Annotated in this window: 3 protein-coding genes; 2 read left to right on the top strand and 1 reads right to left on the bottom strand. The window is 29.8% G+C overall.

Annotated elements, in window-relative coordinates; all coding sequences use genetic code 11:
* On the top strand, positions 1-511 hold a 511-nt coding region (locus U9R42_12090), incomplete at its 5' end, for a hypothetical protein (GenBank protein MEA3496758.1).
* Positions 512-535: 24 nt separating this feature from the next.
* Positions 536-871, top strand: coding sequence for a hypothetical protein (locus U9R42_12085; GenBank protein MEA3496757.1), 336 nt, complete (start codon positions 536-538; stop codon positions 869-871).
* A 74-nt stretch (positions 872-945) separates the two neighbouring features.
* Here the strand turns inward: U9R42_12085 and U9R42_12080 are convergent, their stop codons facing one another.
* Positions 946-1,836: a bifunctional methionine sulfoxide reductase B/A protein gene (locus tag U9R42_12080; GenBank protein MEA3496756.1), complete on the bottom strand. Its 891-nt coding sequence runs from the start codon at positions 1,834-1,836 to the stop codon at positions 946-948.
* Between the last annotated feature and the right edge of the window lie 149 nt (positions 1,837-1,985).

The raw sequence follows: 1,985 nt of genomic DNA, 5'->3' as shown, positions 1-1,985 counted from the left end.
TGGTAGTGCATTGCTTGAAGGATACTTATCATACAAGTATTTGTTTAAAGATGAACAGATTACCGAGGGAGATGCATCCTTTAATAGTTTAGGTGCATCATATGGATTTTTTTCCTCTCTTGCTTATGCTGATTTATTAGGTGTAGATGGATATAAAGGAATGATTGCTGCACTTGCAATTGGAACTAATCTTGGTTATTACTCTTTTAATGCATTTAATAAAGGAAAAGATTTGACTATAAAAGAGACAGGAATTATTGGATTAGGTGGTTTTTCCGGAGTTGGATTCACGGCAGGATTGGGATTCATTTTAGATATTGATGAAGTAAACTATTATCAAACAGTTTGTCCAATTGGATTGATCGGTGGATCAATAATTGCTTACAAAATGATAGGTCCAAGTAATGAAAATGAGAATAGTTATTCAAGAGTAAAAACGAGTTTTATGCCAAGTGTAAATATCGTAAATAATGAATTTGTTTATGGTGCAAATTTAAATATTACATTTTAATGAGTTTTAAAAATAGAGGAAATAATGAAAGAAAAAAAAGAGAGTAAATTCAATTTTCATCCTGTATTAAGAGAGATGAAATATAATTACGATGATGAAATTGATGTAGAATTTGTTCAGGAATATCTTAGAAAACAGAGAAAGAAAAACACAGTAATGTTAGTGTTTCAAATATTTTTATGGTTTATCGTTGCAATGAATTTTTTATTTAATCATAATCCAAATGAACTTGTTTTTTATTTTGGTTTTTTGGGGATTGTTATGGTTCCTATTATTGTTATCGCTTACAAAAAATTAAAAAAAAGATATACGATGGAAGATAATGAAATTGAAAAGATAATTAAGAAAGCTAATATCTAAATTTTTCACTCACGAAAGTAAACGAATATATATATAATTTTGACTACAGTTTTAAATAATTTGTATTAAATCTTTTATTTAAAAATCTTTTTATAACTATGGAATGTAGGAGTTTCGCCACGATTATCAAAATATTTTTGATGATATTTTTCTGCTTTCCAAAATCTTTCTGTTTTAGAAATTTGTGTTGCTACTTTATAATTTTTTTGTTCTAAAATATTTATCAATTTTTCAGCGATTTCCCTTTCTGTATTGTTGTTGACAAATATTTCAGAACGATATTGATTCCCAATATCCGGTCCTTGCCTGTCAATTTGTGTGAAGTCATGTGTCTCAAAAAATAGTTTTGCTAATTCTTCAAATGAAACAACCGATGAATTGTAAGTCACTTGTACACATTCTGCATGGCCTGTTCGTGAAGTAGAAACTTCAATATAATTTGGATTTTCCTTATCACCACCTGTATAGCCGACTTCGGTAAAAATCACTCCATTCACTTTACTAAATTTATATTCAGTTCCCCAAAAACATCCGCCGGCAAAAATAACAGTGTCAATTATTTCGTTGGGAATAAAATTCATTGAAAGAGAATTTACACAATGGCGAATATTTTTTGCTGTATAATGTTCGCCCGTAAAAATATGTCCGAGATGAGCACCGCAATTTGCACAAGTGATTTCTGTTCTAACTCCATCTGCATCGATTGTTTTTTTTATTGCATCAGCAATTTCATCATCAAAACTCGGCCATCCGCAACTTGAAACAAATTTGTCATCTGAATTATATAATGGAGCATCACATCTTTTACAAGTATAAATTCCGCGTTTATTAAATGTGTTGAATTTGCCGGAAAATGCCGGTTCTGTTCCTTTCTCTAAAATTATATTTTTTTCTTTAGAATTTAGTTTATTGTAATCCATTTGAACTCCCGAATATATTTCCACAAAAGTAATGCAAATTAGCAATAGAAAAATTAATTTTTTTATTTTATTTTCGAATACAATTCCCACATACTTGATAGAATCGTTTCCAAATCAGAATGTTTTGCTTCCCAGCCAATTTTCTCTTTTGCTAATTTTGATGATGCGATTAATGTTGCAGGGTCGCCATCTCG

It is taken from the genome of Bacteroidota bacterium (assembly GCA_034723125.1).
In the GTDB taxonomy this organism is placed as follows: Bacteria; Bacteroidota; Bacteroidia; order CAILMK01; family JAAYUY01; genus JAYEOP01.
This window is presented reverse-complemented; position numbering and strand designations above follow the sequence as displayed.